Below are 25,326 nucleotides of genomic sequence, written 5' to 3'. Positions count from 1 at the left end.
GACAAGAAAAAACCAGAAGCTTTTACTCCTGGTAATTTTTACTATATTTCGTTAGTCTTTGGTAAATCACCTTTTAAGGCTTTGATGATTTTACCATGAATAAAGTAACGATCTTCAATATCTGATGTATTTGTATTTGATGGGTTTTGTCCTGACTCGTATGAACATGTATATAATGTAATCATATGGTCATCTGCACTCATTTCCACATCTGTTTGTACACGGCTTAATGATTTTACATAATTCAAATAATTTTGATATGCATTATCATCTGCATAACTTAATGTATAACTATCTGAAGTCCCCTTATCTACATATGCGCTATATACTTCAAGTTTATAGTTTGCCTCAGGCGTATAGTAATAGAAATAGCGGTGTTCATTTAAAAATGACTGATCCATGTAATTAGCTAATTCAGCAAACATCGTTCCATGATGCACATTATGTCCATAAATAAACGTATTTTTTGCAGATAAATCTGGATTTTGACGATAATCCATGAAGATTGCTCCTGCATAGTTATTTGTATGATATGCCGTATGTGTTAAGTAATATTCATTATCTTGTCCTTTTACGACTGGATATGAAATATCTGTATCTAACACGACAATCCATCCAACAATATCAGGATTTATTTCTCTTATTCCTGCAAAATCAGGTTCAAATGTATCCAGCTTTTTCTCATCTTTTGGCACATTAATAATCTCTTGTAGTTTTTCGGTTTCTTTACTTTCTTCCCAGTTTTGCGAATAAATTTTATATAAATTGAAACCTGCATAGATAAACACACATATTGCCACAATCAACAACAGCGTTTCGATCAGTCGACGTACAGGTCCAACTTTCTTTTTCTCTTTTTTAACCTTTTCTTTTCTTGCCATGTTTCCCTCACTTTTCTACACTTCATTATATGCAAAACGCACGAATTGTAAACGCATTTACCTAATTTCATAATAAAACCACTTTTTTGGCAAATTGTTCTTTGCAATTATACCATAAATCGATTTATGTAATTACTTTAAGCATATACATTACTCATACTTACCAAGAACTTTACGTTTAGAGTCAACCATTTTTTCATTTCGAAACCCGAAACATTTTCCACGTGCCTTTAATAACATTTTTCGCCCTTCTGCATTTCTTGTATAGACTAACTCACATAGACCAAGAACGCGTTTTATATGTGATGTAAATATTTGTGCGTCTTGCTTCCGTTTCGCAAAAATCTCAGGAACTGCAAAATACTTATTTAATGCATTTTTAAAGCCTTTGCGTACAATAATATATCTTTGATTATCAATACTGGAAAAATACTCCTCCATACATGTAGAAAACAAATGCTTATCTTTTGCATTTCCACCTTCTAGATATACTAACATCACTCCTGTTCCTTTTACGTCTTTGATTCGTACATATTTACTTTCATGACTAACTATATTCAAATCTTCTAGTGTAGCAAGTATTACTTGTCCTACTTTTTTTACTGTGTGTTGTGGTGTAATATACGCTAAAAGTTTCGATAATCCGATATCCAACACAAAAATAAGAAAAACAAAGATGACAAATAAACCAATGACTCCAAATACATTTTGCTCTAATTTTAAAGATACTCCTCGTACAAACTGCATTACAAATGAAGAAATGATTGTACATACAATGAATAGCCAATGGTTTGCAAATACATAATTCTTTTTTAACATCTCTACTTCAAGTTCTAAAACATCTTCAACAGGATTTTGCTCACTAATACAAACCAACGCTTCATTCCAACGATCTCGTAATTCTTCGCGTTTTGTTGATGCATCTAACATTTGATTATTTATTTTTGTGATTGTGTTTTTATTCAAATCTTTCCCATACTCCTGAATGTAACTCAACCTTGTAAAACCACTTTCAATAAGTGGTTTGGTATAGTGAACACCTAAAAACGTCGCAAAGCGTCGTTTTAACATTTGCAAATCATATGAGGTGTAAGGATCATAAAAAATATCATGTATACTCGATTTCGGTTCTATGCACACCAAATGCCAAATATTACTTACTTTATCTGGATGCATTGAATCTTTTCGAATTGCGCGTCCTCGCATTTGATTACTAGAAACATATGAACCAACAAATGAAGCCAAAATTAAAGAATTAATACAAGGTGAGTCCCAACCTTCTCCAAGTAGTGCCTTAGTACCAATCAAAATCTGAATTTCTCCTTGTTCAAATGCATCAGTTACACATTTGACCAACACCCCGTTATCCGCATTGCTATTGATTCGAACATATTCATCTACGTTTAACTGTATCATATGTGCTTCATATCCCATATCTATAAGAGCCTTACAAATAGAAACTGCTGTAGTTTTGGGTAAAACAATGATACTACCACTAAGAATCGATAGTTTCATCTGTGTGTTTTGTGTGCGTAACGCTTCGAAAACAGGTACCGTCCCAATGCTTTGATTCATGGTTCCACTACCAATCAATTCTAAAGATTCTTTTTTAATAAAATCACAGAGAATCAACATACGAAGTTGCTCACCTAAATTATGATATTCAGCTAATGCGATTTTCTTTATACTTTCAAGTTTTCCTTTACTATTAATTAACGATTTATTAATGTTCTCATTTGTCAGCATTCGTACTTCATTCCGATATATGCATCCATACTTTTTTAAAATTGCTCGCAACGTTTCAACCTTGTTATCGTTTGCATTAAAACTTGATAAATCGTGAAATAGGATACCCTGCATAAGTATCTCTAAATATTTGATGGATACTGTAGGCAGTTTTCTTTTTTTCACTGATAACGCTTGACTTAACATACTAGGATATACAATCTTCTTTTCTTCCATATACAAAATCAAAGCATATAAATATGCGGGATTTTCAAGCAACGAATCCAAACAATCTTGTGGGTTTGTCAATGCAGGATGTGTTTTTACAAGTTCAAATAACGCAGGTGAGTTCATCAGTTCTTCTTTAGCCAGTAAAACTTGTTTATTATGTTTTTCAATTGCTGCTCTTTCTTCTTTTGTTGGCCAGTTAAAGTACACATAATCTTGATGTGGGCATAAACTCTCTTCCTTTACTAACTCAGGTGTAAATATTTCTTCATCAATTGGTCCACACAAATCGATATATCGTTTCCATTCATTAAAATTCGCATCATATGGTGGTGTTGCGGTTAATGATATAAGTTGAACATCTTCAAGCTTCGAAATAATTTGTTCAAGTGCTTTTACCCATTCATTACGCATATGGTGTGCTTCATCTAGACAGATGACTTTTACATTGTGTTCATTCAACAAATTAACAATCTCAATATCTTTTATATTCTCTTCACTTGTTTCTTTTGCATATATACTATGCATTGCTTGATATGTAATTGCCGTAATTGGTTTATATGATGAAAGAGTATTAGATAAATAATCTTTCGCATCATTTTTGTTACATAAAAAAACATCTTCCACTCTAGCAAGCCATTGTTCTCTGATAGTGATACTAGGAGTTAAGATTAGACAGTTTTGACCTAATCTCTTTATCATTTCTATACCAACAGTTGTTTTTCCTGATCCAGGAGCAGCAACAATATGTATTTTCTTGTCTGTAGCATGTTGATCAAAATTATTCAACACTCGTTTTTGATATAACCTCCATGTCCCTCTAAATTCTAAGATGTTTTCAAATTGATTCATAATGTAATCCCCTCTAACACACAATTAATATATCACATGTGAAATTATGCGTATATAGAAGAAACGTTAACGCTCAACAATAAAAAATGGACAAATACACACGAACTACATGCGTTTCATCCATTTTAAATAAGAATATTTTATGAATCTTTTGCTTATACTAAATGCTTGTTTACTACTGCAACTTTTATGAACTCACGGAACAGCGGGTGTGCTTTATTTGGACGTGATTTAAATTCAGGGTGATATTGTACACCGATATGGAATTTATTATCACTAAACTCTACCGCTTCCACTAGCATATTGTCAGGACTTGTCCCAGTAATATGCATTCCATTTTCCTGGAATCGTTCACGATATGCATTATTAAACTCATAGCGATGACGGTGACGTTCACTAATATCATCATTTTGGTATGCTTTATGTAAAATACTATTTGCTTGAATATGACAAGGATATGCACCTAAACGCATCGTTCCTCCTTTAGAAGTCACATCAACTTGACTTTCCATCAAGTCAATTACATTGTTTGCACCTGCAGGTGTAAACTCACTTGAATTTGCATCCCTCAAGCCTAATCCATAACGTGCAAACTCAATGGATGCAATTTGCATTCCTAAACAAATACCAAAATATGGAATATTATTCACACGTGCATAGTGACATGCTGCAATCATTCCTTCAATTCCACGGCCACCAAAGCCACCAGGTAAGATAATTCCATCCATACCTTCGAAATATTTCGAGCAGTTTTCATCCGTTAGTGCTTCACTGTCTACCCATGTAATTTTTACATCCGCATCATTTTCATATCCACCATGTTTTAATGCTTCAACAACAGATAAATAGGCATCATGTAGTTTTACATATTTACCAACTAAAGCGATATGTACTTCTTTATTTACGTGTTTAATACGTTCGACTAGATTTTTCCATTCACTTACATCAGGTTTCTTTGTCTTTAAATGCAATTCACGACAAACAATATCCGAGAAGTTTGCCTCTTCAAGCATTAATGGTGCTTCATATAACACAGGTAATGTTTTATTTTGAATTACACAATCTTGCTTTACATTACAGAACAGTGAAATCTTTTGTAAGATGCTTGGTTCTAAATCTTCATCTGCACGACAAACGATGATATCTGGTGAGATACCTAAACTTTGCAGTTGTTTTACACTGTGTTGGGTTGGTTTACTTTTGTGTTCCCCACTACTTTTAATGTAAGGCACAAGTGTAACGTGAATAAATAATACGTTTTCACGTCCAACTTCTAAACCGACTTGACGAATTGCTTCTAAAAATGGTTGCGATTCAATATCTCCCGTTGTTCCTCCAATTTCCGAGATGACAATATCCGCTTCATCTTCATCACCTACAGCATAAATAAAATCTTTAATTTCTTGTGTAATATGTGGAATAACTTGAACTGTATCTCCTAAGTATTCACCTTTACGTTCTTTGTTTAATACATTCCAATACACTTTTCCACTTGTTAGATTCGAAAATCGATTCAGATCTTCATCGATAAAACGTTCATAGTGTCCTAAATCCAAATCGGTTTCAGCACCATCATCGGTAACAAACACTTCCCCATGTTGGTATGGTGACATGGTTCCACAATCCACATTGATATATGGATCCATCTTTTGTGCGATGACTTTCAACCCACGTTCTTTCAACATACGTCCTAAACTTGCTGCGGTTATCCCTTTACCTAATCCACTTACTACTCCACCGGTAACAAATATGTATTTTCTCATCTTAACTCCTTCTAACCATATGTTTTTAATATATCTTTCGCAACTTCTTCTTTGGAAATTCTAGCATCCATCGCTTTCTTTTCTATATAACGATGTGCTTGCGCTTCTCCCATATTTAAATACTCCATCAGTGTGTATTTTGCACGACTGATCAATTCTAAATTTTCCACTTTGGCATGTAATCGCAAATTTTCTTTTTCTGCTTGTGACAAGCGTTGATGTGTGGATAATCCCATACGAACCGCTTGTGTAAACATATGACGATTCAACGGTTTTCCAATAACCATCACGCCATGTCTTGTTAGTTTGCTACTCAGTTCATCAACCAGTTCATTTTTCACCAGAAAAAGGACACCACTTGTAGAGTTTTCGGTAATTTGTAATGTCAATTCATGTCCGAATTCATCTGATAATGGAGCATTAATCAACACCATATCAAATGCTTGTTTTGCCAGAACCTGTCTTGCTTCTGTTGCACTTTTTACACATTCTATTTTCTTTAAATCGATACTTGATAAAAGTTTAGTCAGTGCATCTAAACTTTTATCCAAACTCGATACAATTAAACAACTTGGCATACTGTATCCACTCCTACTAAATTAGGCGGAAGTATGGATCCAAGGCAAAAGAAGCTTCTTTATCAATTTGTTCTACTTCTTCTTTTTTGGCACGAATAAATGTCTCAAGTGTTTTCTCATTTAAATACGTTTTTATAAACGTTGATGTCTCCAGTTTTTTAATTGCTTCTTTCAAGCTATCTGGTAGCATTCTTGGACTTTTTGTATTTTCATGAAGTTCTTCATGATTTTTCATTCCTTCAACTCCAGCAAACAACAATAAAGCAAAGCTAATATATGGATTGCATGCTGCATCAGGTGAACGTAGTGTAATAAATGAATACTCATCATTTTTCTCACTAACACGAATTAATTCACTTTCATTTTCTTTTGACCACGTTATGTATTTTGGTGCTTTTTCACGTCCTAAACGTTCATATGAATTATGTATTGGATTTAAAAATGCACTCATATCATCAATTCGATTTAATATTCCAGCGATGAAACTTCTTTGTTCTTGAATATTAACTTCAAATTCATCATCAAAAATATTCCGATCATTTTTACTTAAAATCACTTTAATACGAAGTCCACTACCAGCCTCATTTGCCATTGGACGTGGCATAAAACTTGCATACAAATCATTTACCAACGCAATGCTTTTTACCGCATTTTTAAAAGTGATAAAATTGTCAGCACTCGGTAGTGCATGGTCTTTTTGAAACATAATAACATTTTGTCCCGGACCTTTTTCATGGTAGGAAAGAGTCGTTTTTACCCCCATTTCACCAAGAGCCAAACATACATCACGACGAATATTTTCACACTTATCAAGTGGTGTTACATCTAAATACGATGCATCATCGACTGGAAGATTTGTCGGTTTTCCATCTTCATCATTTTTAAAAACATAAAACTCACTTTCAATTCCAATTCGTGGTGTATATCCATAAGCTTCGCAAGCTTCCATCGCTTGCTTTAAAATATAACGACCATCACCTTCAAATGGACGGTGATCCACATGACGAATATCACAAAAAAAACGAACAACTTTCTCATGATTGCTGCGCCAAGGCAGTACTGTCATGGTTTCCAAATCAGGAAACAAGAGTAAATCCGTTTTTTTGAAGTTCATAAAACCGTTAACTATAGAAGCATCCAAGTTAACTCCAAATGTTGTTGCATCTTCGAAGTCTTCTGCATTAATTGAGAGATTTTTGAGGGTTCCAAAAATGTCGCAAAAAGCGAGTCGCACAAATTTCACATGATGCTGTTGAATGTATTGCAAAATATCTTGTAGCTCCATAGTCACGCTCCTTCTTCAAAATCTATTTTATGATTATAGTTTACAACTAAATTCCTGTCAATAAAAGATTTCATACTTGTAACTCTTTCTATTCATATCACACTTTTTACATTATGCAAAATAGATTACTAAAAATTGTTTGTAATTTACATATACTTTACATCTAGCTCTTCTATCAAGGAATCCTGTAGGGTTAACTCTTTTATATGTATGTGCTACACTTGTATTAGAAACACAATCATATGAGTAAATGAAAGGAGCTTATCATGTACAAATTTATCTATGATGTTATTCAACTGATGTTGTTACTTTACATTGCAATCAAAGTAAGTGATATTGGTAAAAAAGATTCAAATTAACCTTGACTTATACGTAATTATTGATTAAACTCATGGTAACAGCAAGGGTGCTGTAGATATATTTTTGTCTACGGCACCCTTTTTGTTTATTCAGGAGGAGAACTATGAGAACTAACGTTACTGAGATTTTCGGATCGAAGGTTTTCGACGATCGTTGTATGAAGGCAAAACTGCCTAAAGACATTTACAAGAAATATAAAGCAACGATTGAAGAAGGAAAACCGCTTGATCCAGAATGTGCGAGTACGATTGCAACTGCCATGAAAGACTGGGCAATTGAAAATGGTGCAACGCATTACACACACTGGTTCCAACCAATGACAGGAATTACAGCAGAAAAACACGATGCATTCATTACCCCTAGTGGAGATGGTAGTATCATTATGGAATTTTCTGGTAAGGAATTAATCAAGGGTGAACCTGATGCTTCAAGTTTCCCAAATGGTGGACTACGTGATACATATGAAGCTCGTGGATACACAGGTTGGGATCCAACCTCATGTGTGTTTATCAAAGAAGGAATTCTTTGTATTCCTAGTGTGTTCATGTCATACAATGGAGAATCACTAGATAAGAAAACACCATTACTGAAATCACAAGAATTACTGAATCGTCAAGCGTTACGTATTCTTAAACTTTTTGGCAAAACCGATGTAAAACGAGTGAATACAACCGTTGGTGCTGAACAAGAATACTTCCTTATTGATAAAAATCTATGGGATAAACGTAAAGATTTAATTTATACAGGACGCACCTTATATGGAGCTCGTCCCCCAAAAACACAAGAACTTGATGACCATTACTTTGGTGTATTAAAACCAAAAGTTGCTCGTTTTATGGATGACTTAAACGTTGAATTATGGAAACTTGGTGTTCTTGCCAAAACGCAACACAACGAAGTTGCTCCTGCTCAACATGAGCTTGCACCAATCTTCACGCTTACCAATGTTGCTACAGACCAAAACCAACTAACAATGGAAATTATGAAGAAAGTGGCACTTCGTCACGGACTTGTTTGTCTACTTCACGAGAAACCATTCGCAGGGATAAATGGTTCAGGAAAGCACAACAACTGGTCAATGGCTACTGATCAAGGTGAAAACTTATTAGAGCCAGGTGCAACACCTGAAGAAAATGCACAATTCTTGTTGGTTCTTGCAGCTTTAGTTAAAGCAGTTGATGAAAACCAAGATTTATTGCGTATCTCAGTTGCAAGTGCTGGAAACGATCACCGTTTAGGGGCACAAGAAGCACCTCCTGCAATTATCTCAATTTTCACAGGTACAGATTTAGAAGCCATCATTGAATGTATCATTGAAGATAAGCCTCAATGTAACCACAGTGCTGGAAAGATCGAAATTGGTGTTGACTCACTACCAGAATTTAAAAAAGACAATACGGATCGTAACCGTACTTCCCCTTTTGCCTTTACAGGGAATAAATTCGAGTTCCGTATGCTTGGTTCTCAACTATCTATTTCTTGTCCAAACATTATGTTAAATACGATTGTTGCACAAGCATTTAAAGAATTTGCAGACCGCTTAGAAGCATCTAGTGATCTTCAAAAAGATTTACATGATTTAATCAAAGAAACATTCACAAAACACAAGCGCATCATCTTTAATGGAAATGGATATGATGATAGTTGGGTAGTTGAAGCACAAAATCGTGGACTATTAAACTTACGCACTACATATGAAGCACTTCCTCACTATATGGATGCTAAAAATGTAGAACTATTTACTTCAAATCATATCTATACTGTCAATGAAATGAAAGCTCGTATGGATGTATTGATTGAAGAATACTCAAAAGCAATCAATATTGAAGCAGAAACAATGGTAAATATGGCAAAGAAAAACATTATCCCTTCCGTCTTAAAATACATTAAGGACTTAAGTGAAACTGTCGCTGTAAAAAAATCAATTGTTGCTGATTTAGATTGCATTACCGAAGAAGCTATGATTAAAAAACTAAACAAGTTAATCCATGAAGTATACACAAAAACTGAGTTATTAGCAGATGATATTGTTGCCGCAAACGGCATTAGCGATAACATTAAAAACGCGACATACTATGGTGAAAGTGTATTAGCAAAAATGGTAGACTTACGTGCAGTGGTTGATGAAATCGAACAAAACTGTTCTAAAGAATACTGGCCATTCCCATCATATGGAGATTTATTATACTCAGTAGCAGATTAGTCTTAGATATATAAAAAGCCTCGCTTGATTGCGAGGCTTTTTATATGTCTACACTGATTGTACGTTTAAACATTAAATTGAACTCATTATAATTGAAATTCAAATAAAACACATATGTTCCTGAATTCACTTGAGACAGATCAAATGTATAATAATCTTTTTGTTGTTGGTAATCACCTTCAACTTTTACGGTTTCACTTTTCACATACTCAAATGGAATAACTCCCTTTTGATTTAGCGTATAAGAAACCATAGGTGTGCGTGGTTTTTGATCTTTTTGCACATAATATGTAGTTTCCATATATAAAGTAGTCCCTTCAAGTCGATGTTCCTCCTTGAAACTCAATACCTCATCGATATAACGATACAAACGTTTTTCTAGTACTTTCCCATTTCCTAACGTTACTTTTATCGTAAACTCATTATTTCCTGTTTTAATTCCACTTTGAAATAGTGGAGTTGAGTAAACTGCTTGGCTAGTGACATCTTTTAGTAAGGTTGTATCATGAAAAATCTCAATCTTTGAAATTGTTTCACTACCTTGATTTATTTCCCAATGAAACGTTAAGTCGTTTGCAGAAGTCAACTTTAACGAGAAATTAGAAATACTAGTAGTTTTCTCACTATCATTTCCTGCAACAACCGTGTTTGGGGTGTTACTTGGCTGAACAAACTCATAAGTCAATATTGCAATCAATAGCAAAAGCACTGATGCAAGTGCAACAAAAATTTTATTTCGTTTCACAAACTCCATAGACCTCACGCTCCTTGCATTGATTATACCATACAAATAAGAAATGCTTGTCTATTATTGATTCATGCACATAAGAAAACCCAACAGATATTATCTATTGGGTCAAAATAATTAATCAAAAGCTGGAATGACTAAGTCACCAAATGTTTCTTCAATGAATGTTTTAACTTTTTCTGTGTGTAACGCTTTAATTAAAGCTTTTGTTTTTGCACTGTCTTCGTTTCCTTTTTTAACTGCAAGGATGTTTGCATATTTTAATGCACCTTTTGAATCTTTTGTTTCTGCAACAATTAGTTTATCTTCAACTTTATTTGTAAGTGCATAGTTTCCATTAATTACAGCGTAATCAACATCTGGTAGTGTTGCTGGAATTCCAGCTGCTTCCACTTCTTTGATTTCTACATTTTTTGGATTCTCTACAATATCTACAACTGTTGATTTTAAGTTGTTGCTATCTTTGATTTTGATAATGCCTTTTTCTTGTAACAATAGTAATGCACGGTATTCATTTGATGGATCATTTGGAATAGTAATAACTGCTCCTTCTTTTACATCAGCAACTGAAAAATCTGAGTTTGTTTTTTCATTATCCTTTGCATAAATTCCTAAAGGTTCAATGTGAATATTTGCTACAGCTACTAAGTCTGTTCCATTATCTTCATTAAAACTGATTAAGTATGGTTCATGTTGGAAGAAGTTTGCATCAATTTCTCCATCATCTACAACTGTATTTGGTAAAATGTAATCATCAAATACTTTTACTTCTAATTCATATCCTGCTTCTTTTAAATCTTCTTTTACTTCTTCTAAAATTTCAGCATGTGGTGTCGCACTTGCTGCAACTGTAATCTTTTCTAGTTTGTCATCAGCGCCAGCACTATCATCTGATCCTCCACATCCTGTTAAAACCAATAAACCAACAATTAAGCTTGCAATAATTTTTTTCATCTTCTTATCCTCCTTAAGATACACTTTTAATGTGTTAATTTTTTTGCGAAATAATTTGCACTTGATTCAATAATTACAACAATAACTAATATAATGACTACCGTTGTCCATGTTGCATCAAGTTCATGTCTTTGATATCCATAACGAATAGCGAAGGCACCTAATCCTCCACCACCAACTTGTCCTGCCATTGCTGTAAGTCCTAATGCAGAAACAAGTGTCATCGATATAGAACGTATCAATCCTGGAATACTTTCTTTAATGTAAACTCTTGTAATAATTTGTAAGGGGGAATCCCCCATTGAGATACTTGCCTCAATCAATCCAGAATCCACATCTGCCAATGCACTTTGTACTTGTCTAGCAAAGAATGGAATAATTCCAAAAACAAGTGTCACAAGCATTCCTGTGGTCCCTGTCGCCGTACCTACAAGTACTCTTGATAATCCCATCATCAATGGAATCAAAATAACAAATGGTACTGCTCTAAAGAAATTGATAAATTTATCAAATACAAAGTAGATAATTTTGTTTTCCAACAAGCCATCTTTGTTTGTAACTGTCACAATCACTCCAACAAGTAGTCCAAGTAATAATGCAACAATACCAGATGCAAGTAACATCCATATGGTTTCCCAAGTTGCATTAACTAATTCTTTCACCATAATTGGATCATTCATAAATTCCATTGGTAGTATATGATCAATTAATTCAATAACTTTACCAATGATCAATTCAAAGAATTGTGAAATTTGACTTCCCATTAATTTAACACCTCAACTTTCACACCTTGTTTTTCGATATATGAAATAGCATCTTGTCTATCTTTGGTTTCACCTTTTAGTTTTACAACGAGATTTCCAATTGGAGTTGCACTTAGTACTTCAACATTCGCAAATACGATATTAAATTCTAAATTAAATTGGTTAACCAATTCTGACATGATTGGTTCATCGGTGTTACTTGAACCATATGTTAAACGAAGCATCGTTTCATTTTCTTCCAACTTAACAAGTGGATTTTCTTCTTCAATCATTTCATATATTTCATTAATCGAAGTTGTCGTATTAATGAAATTCTTTGTTGTCTGATTTTGTGGGTTACTGAAGATATCCACAATATTTCCTTGTTCAACCACGACTCCATTTTCCATAATCGCAACACGATTACAAATTTGTTTTACAACCGCCATTTCATGCGTGATGATAACAATTGTAAGTTTTAATTTCTCATTAACTTCTTTTAGTAATTGCAATATCGATTGTGTTGTTTGTGGATCCAGTGCACTTGTTGCTTCATCACAAAGCAAGATGCTTGGATCATTTGCAAGCGCTCTTGCAATGGCAACTCTTTGTTTTTGTCCACCAGACAGTTGACTTGGATATGCTTTTGCTTTATCTGACAATTCTACAAGTTCAAGTAATTCACTTACTTTTGCTTCGATTTCAGCTTTACTTTTTCCACTACCTTTTAATGGATAGGCAATATTTTGTGCAACCGTTCTTGAACGCATCAGATTGAAATGTTGAAAAATCATTCCGATTTTCTTACGTTCTTCACGCAATTGCTTTGCTGGTAATTCAATTAAGTTTTTCCCATTTACCCATACTTCACCACTCGTTGGTCTTTCAAGCAAATTGATACAACGTATAAGTGTACTTTTTCCTGCTCCACTAAATCCAATGACACCAAAGATATCGCCTTCATCCACACTTAGCGATACATCTTTTACTGCATGCACATCATGTGTTTTTACTTGAAACGTTTTCGAAATGTGTTTTAAGACAACCTTTTCCATATATCCTCCAAAATCATAAAAAAAACATTCACCCATAAGGACGAATGTCATCGTGTTACCACCTTAGTTCATTATTGCATCACTACAATAACCTCTTCAAGTTCTATCAAACTCTAGCACGTTAACGGGTGCACACGGTACAATCTAAAGCAAGCTCTCAACTGTACTACTCCAAGACCATATTCAAGTTCGACTTATCTTATCCTTTTTCACCAACCAGGACTCTCTATGAAGACTTTTGAAACTCTACTCTTCTTTTCATCGTATTTGTTTTGTATTGAGTTCATTTTATGCTATTCATTTTTTATTGTCAACAGATTTTACATATCTTTTTTTCAAAATTTGTGACGACACATTACTTTTATGTCATAATATACCTATGATTCAATTTATAAAGAAATGGTTCCATCGTCGCTTTTATAAGAAACCTGTGATTCTTTGTATCCATGGATTTGGGCGTCGCCGTTCACACGAATATGATAACTTTAAACTATGGGGACAAGAGGATTATGAGTTTGTAACTTTTGATATCTTTGACTACAAAGATGAAGCAGATACCAATGCAAATCAATGGATTCAGCGATGTGAAATACAAATGGAACAACTCCTTCAAAAACATCATGAAGTATATGTTATCGGCTTTTCTATGGGTGGTGTACTTGCAAGTCATATAGCAAGTAAATATCCAGTAAAGAAGTTGATACTGCTTGCCCCTGCATTTGAATATATTAGTGCAAAAACGGTTTTAGAAGTTGTCGGAAAATTACTCTCGCAACAGAAAAACCCATCCGATATGTCAGTAAAACATACACAAGCATTTCGTGAAGTCGTTAGTGCATGTAAGGATGATATTGCAGCAGTCACTTGTCCAGTTCTATTCATTCACGGTGACAGTGATCCTGTAATTCCATTACGCAGTAGCATTAATGCATACAATAAGATAAAACACGAGGAGAAGCGTTTATACACCTTACATGAGGGTGTTCATCGCTTAATGCTAATGACAAATACAAACAACGAAGTCTACGAATTATTTGATGCTTTTATGCATGATCGAATCGTGACAAAACTTCGACCACAGGCATTTGATCCATATGCTGAAAACAATGAAGAACAACCTGTCGATATACAAAACAAAAATGAAGCAACTTGATGATTCAAGTGCTTCATTTTTTATATACACATACTTATAAAAGTTTTGCATTTTTAAGTAATTCTTCAATATATGTTCCATCTATTTTCTTCATGAAATGTTTAACCAAATGCTTTTCAACAAATGGTAATTCCATTTCACTAAGTTTCTTTTTATCTGATAGATAATATACTGAATTGGCAAGTTCACGAAGATCGTAAGCTGATGCAAAGACCTCAGGAACACCACGTTCAATATCAAGTAATTGATATACAGCTTCCATTGCCGTACGAACTGAATATTCAGTTGTGAAAACGGTATCTCTTTTTGTATCCGCAAAATTTCCAATAAAGGCTAAATTCGTTGCATCTTTTGGTACAACAAGTGGACGGTCACCTTCTTTACGTACCATAAAATACGAAGTGATAAATGGCATATACACTGGAATTGAGACACAACTATTTACCATCGCATCAATTTGATTTTCTGGTACACCTAAGTGATACATCAACTCCGCAGCAATTTCTTTACCCGAGCATTCTTCAACTGGTTTTTTGATGTAGTTTCCTGGAATTCCAGAATATAGCGCATATACCCATGCAACGCTTTCATTGTCTTTTTGTTCCTTGAAGTGTGGTTGTCTATGCATTGTAAATGATAACATCCAATTTGAATCTTTCACTGTGACAATTCCACCAGTCACCACTTTGCCTGAGCGCATTTTACGGTGTGTCAAACGTTCTAAATATGGTTCGATATCAAAGTTTTTAAACGTTACTGTTGCTGAAACATACCAACTTTTTTCTGGTAGATTTTCGCAGAACACATCCGGATTACCAAACTCTTTACTTTGACTTGCTAAGTTTTTCCATAACTTCCAACTTCCACCTAATTCATGTGTGATTCGTGCAGGTGTATTGTGATCACCTTGAGTTGAACTTTCAGTGATAGAACCATTTGTTACAAAGACTAAATCATTTTCTGATAGTACAACTTCCATAGGCTCATCATCCTTAACAAGCTTTAAGATTTTTGCGACTTTTTTATGCTCTGTTATATCAACAAGTACATTATCCACTCGTGTATTCATCTCAAAATGTACACCTTCTTTTTCCAAGTAACTCAACAATGGTTTGACTAATGACTCATATTGATTATACTTTGTGAATTTTAATGCAGTGAAATCAGGTAATCCTTTAATATGGTGAATAAAACGCATAATATATCGACGCATTTCAATAGCTGAATGCCATGTTTCAAAAGCAAACATACTACTCCAGTAAATCCAGAAATTCGATGCGAAGAATTCATCTGTAAATACATCTTCTATTTTCTTACCAATTAGACGATCTTCACTTGTCATAAATAATTCAACTATCTCTTTTTGGGCTTGTTTTGTTAAAGTAAACATACCATCATCAGTAACTCTTTGTCCGCGTTTTTCGATAATTCTACAATTTGAAGAGTTTGGATCATCTTTATCTAACCAGTAAAACTCATCAAGTACAGATGCATTTTCTACTTCTAGTGATGGCACAGAACGAAATAAGTCCCATAAACACTCAAAGTGATTTTCCATTTCACGTCCACCACGGACAACAAATCCATCGTGTGGTATAAATGTTCCATCCAAAGAACCACCATTGATACCTAACTCTTCATAAATATGAATATTACTACCTTTCATTTGACCATCACGAATTAAGAAGACCGCTGCAGCAAGTCCTGCTAAACCTGAACCTACAATATGTGCAGACTTATCATCAACTCCTTGTGGTTTTCTTGGTCTAGCAAATGCTTCATAATTTCCATTTGTATATTTCATATCTTCCTCCTGTATCTCAACATTCCTGCATACATTTCCACTATATAATTAATTAGTTCATGTGCATTAGTTGCATGCTCCTATTATATTTAGCGTACAATAGAGGTACAATAACCAGATTTTAAAATCTGGTGTGTGTAAAACAATTGACGAACGAGGTAGAAAAATGAATACATCACAAATTGAAAAAGGATTAGAGACAAAACATCATATTGATCAAACACTGAAAGCGATGATAGTAGAAATGCCCTTCCACAAAATTACCGTTCAAGAAGTAACTAAACGCTGTAACATTCATCGCAAGACCTTTTACATACACTATCCATCCCTTGATGATTATTTCATTGAACTGCAAGATACCATCTATAATCAATTGATGATGGTCAATGATCACAACTTCAAAGATGTTGATGAAATAAACTATGAACTGCTAATGCAAGTTGTATATGATTTCATCAACTGTGATCAATCGTTTTACAATTATCTAATGCAAGCAAACTCCTATATGTTTATATTCAACGGTGTAAAAAAGCGATATGTAAAACACGTAAAAACGTATATTTTAAAGAAATACCATTGTAATGATAAGGTTGCGCAAATCATTTCATCTTATGTACTTGAAAATATCGTACATTGTTATCGTATGTGGCTTGAACAACCAGATGAAATCAGCTTTCTTGAATATCAAAAACTAACTGCAAATCTTGTATACCACGGTTTGAAAAGCTTAAATGAAATCCCAAAATAAAAAGAGAATCCGCGATTCTCTTTTATTTTTTTCGTACACTTTCTAATAAGCTTAGTTTCAAATCTAACAATTCCTTCGATAAATCTACATAGTATTCTTGTGGATATTCAAAACGTAAGATTTCATCCCACATCGTTTCTCTACTTGCATTTGCATGTTTACGAATATCTTCTAAACTTGGGCAATCATAAACAAGATTTCCATGTTCAATAATTGGAACCAATAAGCGTTCCAAACGATACGTTCCTTTTTCAATAGTTTTAAACTTCCAAACATCTTGTGGGTGATAAATCACAAGATCTTCTTCTTCATTTAACACTTCGTGAGAGAGTGTTAATAAATCAGCAAGTGCTTTTCCATTTTTTAAGCAATATACACGATATAATTCTTTCTTTCCAGGATTTGTAAGCTTGATAGCATTATCTGATACTTTAATTTTTGGCGTATAACTTCCATCTTCTTCTTTAATTGAACTTAGTTTATACACTCCACCAAAGACTGGAGAACTTTTTGAACAAATTAAGTTTTCACCAACTCCAAAAACATCAATTTTAGCACCTTGATCAATTAGTGACTTAATAATATATTCATCAAATGAATTAGATGCAATAATTTTTGTGTCCTGCATTCCTTCTGCATCCAATCGTTCACGAATTCGTTTTGATAAATAGGCAATATCCCCACTATCAATTCGAACACTTTGTAAGTAGTTTCCTTGTGGTAGCAGAACTTCTTTATGCACACGAATGGCATTAAGTAGACCACTGTTTAATGTGTCATAAGTATCTAGCAATAATGATGTTTCTTTTGGAAAGTGTTTTGCATATGCAACAAACGCTTCGTACTCACTTGGATAGCTTTGAATAAAACTATGCGCCATTGTTCCTGAGACAGGCATATGAAACATTTGTCCTGCTTTTGTATTACTTGTTCCAAATACCCCACCAATATATGCTGCTCTTGCTCCATAGTTTGCAGCATCAAAGTTATGTGCACGTCGTGCTCCAAACTCTAATACACTTCTACCTTTACTTGCACGAACGACACGATTTGCTTTTGTTGCAATTAAACTTTGATGATTACAACATAATAGCAAAGCCGTTTCAATTAACTGTGCTTCGATAATTGGTGCTTCGACACGAATAATTGGTTCGTTTGGAAATACGACAGTTCCCTCTTTTACTGCATATACATTACCTGTAAAAATAAAGTGACGTAAATAATCTAGAAACTTTTCATCGAAACGTCCCAATGATTGTAAATAGAAAATATCTTCTTCATTAAAATGCAAGTTTTGAATGTAACCAATCAATTCTTCTAGTCCTGCAAAAATTGCAAATCCTCCATTATCTGGATTTTTACGATAGAAGTAATCAAAAGTTACAACTTGGTCTTGTCTTCCTTCATTAAAGTACACTTGAGACATCGTCAACTCATAGAAGTCCATCACAAGTGATAAATTACGTGCATCACGTAAATCAAATTTTAAATCGTATGTTTTCATAATATTACTCCATTACCACAACTTGAATACCATTGTTTATCATTAATTCACAAGCAGTTTGATTTGCCTTGTCACGAGAATGTACTTCTGGAATATCATACGTTTCCACCATATTCACAGGTACAATAACACGTTTATCACTTAGATTATGTTCATTGATAAATGTTTGTAAACTTAATGCAAAGTGTAAAATGCAAATATCTGTACAACAACCAACTAAGACAAAATCATCAAATTGACTTAATAAGTCAGGTAATTGATCTTGAAATTCTTTTGCCATAAATGTATTGGTACTATTTTTATGAATCAATCGTTTAACTAGTGGTTGCATTTCATCAATCACTTCACTTTCACTAGTATCCTTAATACAGTGAATTGGATATGCATCAAATTCTTTTGCATCCAAGTTGTGAGAATCACATATAAATGTCGTTGCATGTGCTTGTTTTACAAGATCTTGAATTGGATTTGTAATATGCATAATGTAAGAATCACTAAGTGCTCCTTCTTTGATAAAGCCATTAATCATATCCACAACAAACACATGTGGTCGCTGCAATTCAGACAAAGATGTCCTTGCCAAGGTGTCCATTGTTTCTGGTTTTAATTTTGCCATAAACTTCCATCCTTTACTTTATGATTACTATTATACACCAAACTGTGAACTTTACCTGAAAAATATCAACAGCCCTTGTATTATTCTTTAACAGGAATATAATATATCTTAATACAAAAGAGGTAGACATGAATAAATTAAAATACAAGTTATATCAATTTATGCAAGGACGTTATGGAAATGACCAACTGAACACTTTCTTGTTGGCATTTGCAGTAGTCTTCAACATTGTAATGGCATTATTTGTGGGTAGTAATTGGATTACTGCCACAATAACGTGGATTCCGCTTATCATTTTCTGGTTTCGTTTCTTCTCACGTAAAGTATATCGCCGTCGTATTGAAAACAATAAGTTTCTAGGAATGTGGTATAAAATCCGTGCTCCTTTTAGACGCACAAAACGCAGATTTGAAGATAAGAGTCATAAGTACTACAAATGTCCTAAGTGCAAACAAGTTGTACGTGTGCCTAGTGGAAAAGGTAAAATTGAAATCACTTGTCCAAAGTGTAAAACAAAATTTTCAAAGAGAACATAAAAAAAGCCCTTAAATTGGGCTTTATTAATTAGGATGTAAAACAAGGTAGGAAGATAGGAAAGGGATATTTAACCTCGTTTTACTTAGTTCATTATAGCAATAGGTCAAAGAAATGTAAATATTAATTTGAATTTTTTCATTAATGTAAATAAATTGAAAATAAAAAGCAATCATGCGTGTTGATGATTGCTTTTTATTTTGAGTAGACGCCCTTCCTACAAAGCGCATGTCAAAATTAATGTTTTGGGGGGATAACAATGAATTTTAGACAAAAACTCGACATTTCCTACCTTCCTAGTAGGAAAATAAGATATTACTTTGTTCACCCTTCCCTGGTGAACATTTTGGTATGTATACCTTTCCTATCCTGTCTATATAATACCATAAAAGAAAACAATGTCAAGCATTTCCTACACGTTTAGTAGGATTATATTATAATAAAGAAAAAATCACCTAAATATAGATGATTTCCAAATTCCCAAGAGCTACTTCTCCAGTAATAAGAAGTTTTGGTAGATTATAGTCTCTTTCATGAAAACCTTCATCTACACCACCTAAACTAGAAGATACATCAACTTGTGTGTTCCATTCTTTTGGAATATATAAAGTAAGAGTAGCAAGTGATACATCTAGTTTGATTGTCGCTCCCTCTGGATCTAGTTTTGCTTGTTGTAAATATAATTGAAGAGAACCTAAACTAACTTCTGCTGTAATTAGTCGTAGATTTTGTGAATGTATATATTGTGCACTTCCTGATAATGCAGTATCAATATTGATCACACTTTCATCATGGCTGCTTTGTTTTGTATAATCTGCATGTTTTCCACTACGGTGATAGCGAATATGATTGTAACGATAGGAGTGATCTTTGAATATAATAGAAAGTCCAATACTTACAAACACCCCAGCACCCATTAATGGAAAGAAGCTTAAGACATCTTCAATTTGTAGATAGGAACGATTAATCCATACTGCCAAACATAGTGGCATTACAATTAAAAACCAGTTTCTGTATTTAATATTACTTACAACACATAGCAGTAATAGTACAGTCCAAATCATATGCATTAGATTGATAGATAATCCTAACATAGGAACAAGTACAATCATGACCCCTACTGCTATAAACACAATTCCCCATAGCCAATTTGTTTTTTTATTCATAATAACTCCTTTCGTGAAGACGTAGCTTCAATTCTTTGTAATACATTCTAGAAACATAAACTTCTTTTACACTATTCATGAACCGAACCAAACTGCTGCTTGTGAGGTTCTTTTGAATCGACATCACTTTAGTGATATTTATAATCGTCGATTTACTTACTCGCATAAAGTATTCTGGTAATTCTTTTTCTAACTCGTATAGTCGATGTTTAACCATATACGCATCATTCTTCGTGTGGGCATACACGCTGTCTTCTGATGTTTCAAAAAAGAGAATGTTTTCCACTGGTACATACAATTCTTCTTCACCCTTGTAGAGTACTAACCGTTTTACCCCTTTGAGTCGATTTTGGATGAATTTTTGTATATCTTTTATTTCTTTAGTTATATCTTTTGTTTTAATGACAATTTCTTCATCATTATCATCTTCAATTAACTCAATGTGTATCTTCATAAAATTCTCCTTACATGTATTATACTAAACTCAATGAAAAAACATAGGCTTTCACGCTAAGTGGTAAGAATTTACGGTTAAGATGCAATAATTGAGCATCATGCACGCTTTTAAGTAGTTATCTGCACTTGAGATTGTAAAAATGACATACATTGTATGCCAAATGTATGCCAAAATCGAATGAGCATAATAAAAACCTCTATTGCTAGAGGTTTATTGCTTTATATGGGGCGACCGATGGGATTTGAACCCACGCATGACGGGACCACAACCCGCTGTGTTAACCACTTCACCACGACCGCCATATTTCAGTAAGCATTACCTATTATAAACAAAAAGATACCGTTTGTAAATAGGTTTTGCTCACTATTTGAAATAATTTTACTTATTCTCTGGAGTTGGTGTTACTGTCTCAGGATCCACTTGTGCTGAAATCTCAATTTCAACATAATCACCATCTTTTTCTTTTACATTTAAGACACGTCCAATAAAACCAGTAACATCTTTATTTTCTTTAAGATATGCACGAAGTTTCGTCATATCTTTTTTATTGATACTTCCTAAGAAAGTTCCATTATCTAAAGACACCTTTTCTTTTTCTACGATAATTTTAGATCCAATTGCAATTGAGTTATATGCATCTGGTAGTTCTGTTTCTACTTCTGTAGTCATCACAATACGTTTACGCATGCTAGCATTTACATCTACTTTTTTACGCAATCCGTTTACTTTGTCTTTAAAATTAATATTAGGTGTAAACTCAATTCGTTCATCAATGGATTTTAATGCACTAATTGAACCCATTGCCGTTAAAACAAAGAATAACGTAATGAATAAAATAACTACTCCTAAAAAGATACTAAGTGTAAATGCATAAACAGTTAATACCGCAAAGGCAATTGCGATTAAAAGTTCAACAAAGAAACTCTTCTTTAATTGGTCTGCACTTTTCCATTCAGTTCCTATTTTTACTTTTTGCTCAGCAACTTCCCAGTCACCACCATTTTTTTCAACATTTTCTTTTTGTTCATTAACTTCTTGATTCTTTTTCATAACGCGCTCCCAATTCTAACAATAATTATTATACTAAGTATCTGATACTTTTACAATTGCAATCATACACTTCACGTAATATTCAATATTGATATGCAAGAAAACCGATAGTTAAAAACTACCGGTCATTTCTCTTATGCTTCTTTTGCTTTTCGTGCCTTATCAATGATTTGATCTTTCATTGCATTTGGTATTTCATCATAGCGTTCAAATTCTTGCGTATAATGTCCACGACCTTGTGTACAAGCACGTAGTATCGTTGGGAAGTCAAGTATTTCTGCTAATGGTGCAGTTGCTGTAATTACCTGTTTTCCTCCTTCAAGATCCATCGAAATAATCATTCCTCTACGTTTATTGATTTCACCAATTACATTTCCTGTGTATTCATCAGGAACTGAAATTCTCAAACTCATAATTGGTTCCAATAATACTGGGTTTGCTTTAGGAATACCATCTTTATAAGCTAAACTTGCAGCAAGTTTAAATGATAATTCATTTGAATCGACATCATGATATTTACCATCATATAAAACCGCTTTTGTGTTTACCATTTTGTATCCAGCCAGTACTCCAGTTTCCATAGCTTCACGTAACCCTGTTTCAACTGCTGGGAAATATCCTTTTGGCACTGCTCCACCAACAACTCGTGTCTCAAAAACCATTTCTTCTTCATCTGGATTCGGTAAGAATTCAATAAATACATGTCCGAATTGTCCATGACCACCAGATTGTTTCTTGTGTCGACCTTCGGCTTCCACTTTCTTTTTAATCGTTTCACGATATTGTACTTTTGGATCACTTAATTCAACATCGACTTTATAGCGATTTTTCATTTTATTAACAATCACTTCAAAGTGTTGTTCTCCAACTCCATAAAGAACAATTTGTTTCGTTTCTTTATTGTTATCGATCCATGTTGTTTGATCTTCTTCGAGTACTTTTTGAAGTGCTCCATTTACTTTATCATCATCCGCTTTTGTCTTTGGACGAATTGCATGACCAAGTAGTCCTTTTGTAAATGGTATTGGATCTGCCACATAATGTTTTCCTTTATCACAAAGTGTATCATTCGTTTGTGTAAATTGTAATTTACTTACCGCTCCAATATCACCTGTAAATAGTTTTCCTACAGCAGTTTGGTGCTTTCCTTTGATAATAAAGATTTGTGAGATTTTCTCCATTTCATCTTTTTTCGGGTTGTATACTGCCGTATCACTTGTCAGTGTACCACTTAACACCTTTAAGAACGAAATTTTACCAACAAATGGGTCAACAATTGTTTTAAATACAAGTGCGCTTAACGCTTCATCTTCTGCTGTTTGTAGTTCCACTAATTCATTTGTTTTTGTGTCAGTCAGAACAATTGTACCTTGCTCACCATACGTTGGAAAATACTTCACAATAAGGTCCATTAAACGTTCAATACCAACTGATAACGTTGCTGAACCACTAAATACAGGAACAATATCCCCATTACGAACACCAATACGAACACCTTTTGTAAGTTGTGCTTCAGTGAATTCTTCTCCACTAAAGTATTTTTCCATCAATTCATCATCACCCATTGCTACAGTTTCTGCAATTTGTGCTTTATATGTATCAACGATTTCACGATAGTCATCAGGTACATCATATGCTGTATCACGACTAGCCTTTTCACCTTTAAAGTACCACACTTTATCTCTTAAAATGTTAATTGAACCAATTACTTCTCCATTTTCTAAAATTGGCATCTCAAAAGGAATAACACTTTTCCCAAATGTATCACGCAATGCATTGTATGTTTCATCAAATGATGTATGATCTTCATCTAGTTTGTTAATAAAGAAAATTGCTGGAATCTTTTTATCCTTTGCAGCTTCCCACGCATTAATCGTTCCTGGTTGTACTTTATCTTTTGCACTCACAATAATTAATGCATTATCACAAACTTCCATTGCTGCTTCTTGTTCTCCAATATAATCTAGATATCCTGGAGTATCTAAGAAGTTAATTTTATAATCTTGCCACTCAATTGGAACAATCGATGTATAAATCGACATTCCTCTCGCAATTTCTTCACTGTCATAATCAATAAGTGAACTTCCTTCACTTGTTTTTCCAAAACGATCACTTGCTTTTGTAAAATAAAGCATCGCTTCTAAAATAGAAGTCTTTCCTGAACCACTATGTCCTAACACGGCGACATTACGTATTTCACTTGATTTATAATCTCTCATACTTTGTCCCCCTATCCTAATAACGGTTCAAGTTCACTTTTTAATGACTCTCGAACATAATTGATGGCTTTCTTTCCATCTTCATCTTCAATATTTTTATCTGCACCATAATCAAGTAATTTTTCAACTAATCCTGCATATCCAGCATATGCTGCGCGCATTAATGCAGTACAACCATTATTATCTTGTAAGTTTACATCTGCTTTTGCCACTAGCAATAAATCAATTGCATCTTGTTTATACGCTAGACATGCTTCCATTAATGCGGTTCTTCCTTTTTCATCACGTAAATCGAGCATTAAATCACCTTTCAATAATTCACGAATTACACGATCATACCCCAAGAATGCTGCACGCATCAATGCTGTGCGTCCCTTGCAATCTTGAATATTAATATCCGCTCCTGCTTCCATTAATTTCTTTACGATGGTCTTATTACCTTTTTTTGCTGCTCCCATCAATGCAGTTCTTCCTTGATTGTCTCTTAAATTTACATCTGCACCATTATCAATTAAAATTCGTACGACATCTTTATAATCTCTTTTAGCAGCACGCATGAGAATGGTTCTTCCTTCTGGATTTTGATAATTAATATCCAATCCCTTTTTAATTTGGGCAACTAGTGTAGTTACATCCCCCGTAGCTCCTGTGTTCCACAGGATTTTCATTTGCTCGTCCATTTCAACACTTCCTTTCATTC

At 33.9% G+C, this 25,326-nt stretch carries 21 protein-coding genes, 1 tRNA gene and 1 other annotated feature; of the genes, 4 read left to right on the top strand and 18 right to left on the bottom strand.

The features are described from left to right. Positions 1-41 precede the first annotated feature (41 nt). The 5 genes from srtB to EDD63_RS03915 form a co-directional block, all read right to left on the bottom strand. Entirely contained in the window at positions 42-881 is an 840-nt protein-coding gene (gene srtB, locus EDD63_RS03935; protein ID WP_134168700.1) for a class B sortase, read from the bottom strand. A 150-nt stretch (positions 882-1,031) separates the two neighbouring features. Further along, a complete protein-coding gene (locus EDD63_RS03930) occupies positions 1,032-3,686 on the bottom strand; it encodes a DEAD/DEAH box helicase family protein (protein ID WP_134168698.1) in 2,655 nt (884 codons plus the stop codon). 155 nt (positions 3,687-3,841) lie between these two features. Then, on the bottom strand, positions 3,842-5,449 hold the full coding sequence (locus EDD63_RS03925; RefSeq protein WP_134168696.1) for a CTP synthase: 1,608 nt from the start codon (positions 5,447-5,449) through the stop codon (positions 3,842-3,844). Between the two features lie 11 nt (positions 5,450-5,460). Further along, entirely contained in the window at positions 5,461-6,027 is a 567-nt protein-coding gene (locus EDD63_RS03920) for an ANTAR domain-containing response regulator (RefSeq protein ID WP_134168694.1), read from the bottom strand. A 16-nt stretch (positions 6,028-6,043) separates the two neighbouring features. Next, positions 6,044-7,312 (bottom strand): glutamine synthetase family protein, encoded by a 1,269-nt coding sequence (locus tag EDD63_RS03915; RefSeq protein WP_134168692.1) that lies wholly within the window; start codon positions 7,310-7,312, stop codon positions 6,044-6,046. 463 nt (positions 7,313-7,775) lie between these two features. On the opposite strand from EDD63_RS03915, the gene EDD63_RS03910 reads away from it, so the two are divergent. Further along, positions 7,776-9,875, top strand: a complete 2,100-nt coding sequence (locus EDD63_RS03910; protein WP_134168690.1) for a glutamine synthetase III family protein — start codon at positions 7,776-7,778, stop codon at positions 9,873-9,875. A gap of 40 nt (positions 9,876-9,915) precedes the next feature. On the opposite strand, the gene EDD63_RS03905 is transcribed toward EDD63_RS03910, so the two are convergent. From EDD63_RS03905 to EDD63_RS03890, 4 genes are all read right to left on the bottom strand, one after another. Continuing rightward, a complete protein-coding gene (locus EDD63_RS03905; RefSeq protein ID WP_134168688.1) occupies positions 9,916-10,629 on the bottom strand; it encodes a hypothetical protein in 714 nt (237 codons plus the stop codon). 111 nt (positions 10,630-10,740) lie between these two features. Then, a complete protein-coding gene (locus tag EDD63_RS03900) occupies positions 10,741-11,577 on the bottom strand; it encodes a MetQ/NlpA family ABC transporter substrate-binding protein (RefSeq protein ID WP_134168686.1) in 837 nt (278 codons plus the stop codon). A gap of 26 nt (positions 11,578-11,603) precedes the next feature. Further along, complete coding sequence (locus EDD63_RS03895) at positions 11,604-12,341, bottom strand: methionine ABC transporter permease (protein ID WP_208318296.1); 738 nt, start codon at positions 12,339-12,341, stop codon at positions 11,604-11,606. Next, complete coding sequence (locus tag EDD63_RS03890) at positions 12,341-13,375, bottom strand: methionine ABC transporter ATP-binding protein (protein WP_134168684.1); 1,035 nt, start codon at positions 13,373-13,375, stop codon at positions 12,341-12,343. The genes EDD63_RS03895 and EDD63_RS03890 overlap by 1 nt, the downstream gene beginning before the upstream one ends. A 33-nt stretch (positions 13,376-13,408) precedes the next feature. Further along, positions 13,409-13,646, bottom strand: a binding site (T-box leader). 108 nt (positions 13,647-13,754) lie between these two features. Here EDD63_RS03890 and EDD63_RS03885 point away from each other — a divergent pair. Further along, on the top strand, positions 13,755-14,528 hold the full coding sequence (locus EDD63_RS03885) for an alpha/beta hydrolase (protein WP_134168681.1): 774 nt from the start codon (positions 13,755-13,757) through the stop codon (positions 14,526-14,528). A gap of 34 nt (positions 14,529-14,562) precedes the next feature. Here the strand turns inward: EDD63_RS03885 and EDD63_RS03880 are convergent, their stop codons facing one another. After that, the gene (locus EDD63_RS03880) at positions 14,563-16,332 is read right to left on the bottom strand and encodes an oleate hydratase (protein ID WP_134168679.1); all 1,770 of its coding nucleotides are present in this window, start codon (positions 16,330-16,332) and stop codon (positions 14,563-14,565) included. A 166-nt stretch (positions 16,333-16,498) separates the two neighbouring features. On the opposite strand from EDD63_RS03880, the gene EDD63_RS03875 reads away from it, so the two are divergent. Further along, complete coding sequence (locus EDD63_RS03875; protein WP_134168677.1) at positions 16,499-17,080, top strand: TetR/AcrR family transcriptional regulator; 582 nt, start codon at positions 16,499-16,501, stop codon at positions 17,078-17,080. 22 nt (positions 17,081-17,102) lie between these two features. On the opposite strand, the gene EDD63_RS03870 is transcribed toward EDD63_RS03875, so the two are convergent. Further along, positions 17,103-18,584 carry a nicotinate phosphoribosyltransferase gene (locus tag EDD63_RS03870; protein ID WP_134168675.1) on the bottom strand — a complete coding sequence of 494 codons (1,482 nt, stop codon included), beginning with the start codon at positions 18,582-18,584 and terminating at the stop codon, positions 17,103-17,105. Positions 18,585-18,588: 4 nt separating this feature from the next. After that, a complete protein-coding gene (locus EDD63_RS03865) occupies positions 18,589-19,200 on the bottom strand; it encodes a cysteine hydrolase family protein (protein ID WP_134168673.1) in 612 nt (203 codons plus the stop codon). 128 nt (positions 19,201-19,328) lie between these two features. On the opposite strand from EDD63_RS03865, the gene EDD63_RS03860 reads away from it, so the two are divergent. Beyond that, positions 19,329-19,736, top strand: a complete 408-nt coding sequence (locus EDD63_RS03860; protein WP_134168671.1) for a hypothetical protein — start codon at positions 19,329-19,331, stop codon at positions 19,734-19,736. Between the two features lie 453 nt (positions 19,737-20,189). Here EDD63_RS03860 and EDD63_RS03855 read toward each other — a convergent pair whose 3' ends face one another. From EDD63_RS03855 to EDD63_RS03830, 6 genes are all read right to left on the bottom strand, one after another. Beyond that, positions 20,190-20,900, bottom strand: coding sequence for a LiaF transmembrane domain-containing protein (locus tag EDD63_RS03855; protein WP_134168669.1), 711 nt, complete (start codon positions 20,898-20,900; stop codon positions 20,190-20,192). Then, positions 20,893-21,354 carry a LytTR family DNA-binding domain-containing protein gene (locus tag EDD63_RS03850; protein WP_134168667.1) on the bottom strand — a complete coding sequence of 154 codons (462 nt, stop codon included), beginning with the start codon at positions 21,352-21,354 and terminating at the stop codon, positions 20,893-20,895. The genes EDD63_RS03855 and EDD63_RS03850 overlap by 8 nt, the downstream gene beginning before the upstream one ends. Before the next feature lie 226 nt (positions 21,355-21,580). Continuing rightward, positions 21,581-21,656: transfer RNA gene (locus EDD63_RS03845), tRNA-His, on the bottom strand. A 79-nt stretch (positions 21,657-21,735) separates the two neighbouring features. Further along, on the bottom strand, positions 21,736-22,407 hold the full coding sequence (locus EDD63_RS03840) for a hypothetical protein (protein ID WP_134168665.1): 672 nt from the start codon (positions 22,405-22,407) through the stop codon (positions 21,736-21,738). A 134-nt stretch (positions 22,408-22,541) separates the two neighbouring features. Continuing rightward, positions 22,542-24,626 (bottom strand): elongation factor G, encoded by a 2,085-nt coding sequence (locus EDD63_RS03835; RefSeq protein WP_134168663.1) that lies wholly within the window; start codon positions 24,624-24,626, stop codon positions 22,542-22,544. An 11-nt stretch (positions 24,627-24,637) separates the two neighbouring features. Beyond that, positions 24,638-25,306, bottom strand: coding sequence for an ankyrin repeat domain-containing protein (locus EDD63_RS03830; RefSeq protein WP_134168661.1), 669 nt, complete (start codon positions 25,304-25,306; stop codon positions 24,638-24,640). Positions 25,307-25,326: the final 20 nt, after the last annotated feature.

This window comes from Breznakia blatticola (genome assembly GCF_004365815.1).
GTDB lineage: Bacteria > Bacillota_I > Bacilli_A > Erysipelotrichales > Erysipelotrichaceae > Breznakia > Breznakia blatticola.
This window is presented reverse-complemented; position numbering and strand designations above follow the sequence as displayed.